Here is a 573-nt window from a genome sequence, read left to right on the forward strand (position 1 = left end):
TGGTTAAAGCATCTAATTTCTTACGCTCGTCTGCTTCAGCCTTTGCTAGATTTTGGTTCTCTTTAAGCAACTTATTTTGAATATCAGTTTTCTTTTTTTGGAGGTCAGAAATTTTTGTTTGAACTCGAGAATGTTCTTGTTCTTTTCTACTAATTTCAGAAAGTTTTGTTTTTAGTGTACTTATACTTGTTGTCTTGGTAATAGAAGTCTGAATTTGAATAATTTTAGTATTAATATCAGCTGCTTTTTTTTGTTCTAGACTCATTCTATGCGTAATATCAGCTAATTCTTTATTAAGTCTGGTAATTATTGAAGATATAGATTGTATTGACATTTTGGTGTTATGAAAAAAATATAAAAATTAAGATTATTATTTACTTAGATAAAATACAAGCCTCAGTTTAGAAATGATACAAAGAATAGTGTTTAACTTTTAATATAATTCATTTGCTTATGCTCTAAATTATTATAAAACTAAGTCGGCTTATTACACTCAGCTCTATCCGTATCTCATATGTAATAAATTAATTAAAGACTATCTTCTTTCTAATAGCCTTCCATTCTAATTAACGC

The 573-nt window shown here is 27.1% G+C and carries 1 protein-coding gene; it reads right to left on the reverse strand.

Features of this window, described 5'->3' with window-relative positions:
- Positions 1–334 (reverse strand): hypothetical protein (locus QYM41_RS17725; protein ID WP_368801085.1); only part of this gene is annotated, 334 nt, incomplete at its 3' end.
- Positions 335–573: the final 239 nt, after the last annotated feature.

The organism is Kocuria oxytropis, from assembly GCF_040981195.1.
Lineage (GTDB): Bacteria > Actinomycetota > Actinomycetes > Actinomycetales > Micrococcaceae > Kocuria > Kocuria oxytropis.